This window comes from Labrys sp. 22185, assembly GCF_052045555.1.
Lineage (GTDB): Bacteria > Pseudomonadota > Alphaproteobacteria > Rhizobiales > Labraceae > Labrys > Labrys neptuniae.
This window is the reverse complement of the sequence record NZ_JBQEPH010000137.1, coordinates 1-396: the sequence shown is the minus strand read 5'-3', so window position 1 is coordinate 396 and position 396 is coordinate 1. Positions and strand designations below refer to the sequence as shown.

The 396-nt window shown below is 62.9% G+C and carries 1 pseudogene; it reads right to left on the bottom strand.

Features of this window, described 5'->3' with window-relative positions:
* A pseudogene (locus tag ACTJKX_RS38280) lies at nucleotides 1-396 on the bottom strand (hypothetical protein); the annotation flags it as partial.

Here is a 396-nt window from a genome sequence, read left to right as displayed (position 1 = left end):
GTTGACGTTGTTGCCGAGATTCGTCACCGAGGTGGAGACGCTGTTGAGCTGACTCAGATTGACCGCGTCGGTGGCATTGGTACCGGCGGCTACATTGGTGATCGCCTTGTTGCCGGCATCGATGCCGGCCGTCGTCACGCTCGGGCCGCCCGTGATGGTGAGACCGCTGGTGTCGAGCTTGGAATTGCCGGCCGTGACGCTGTCGACCGTGACGTCCTTGGACAGGTTGAAAGTGACGGCGTTGCCGGTCTTGGTGATGGCGAGATTGCCGTCGGTGTTGTTGAGGTCGACCGTGCTGCCGGGGCCACATTGGAGGAGTTGGCGCCGTTGGCGGTCAGGTTCCAGCCCTTGTTGGCGGTCTGCTGCACGTCATAGAGCTGGGAGCCGTTGACCGCG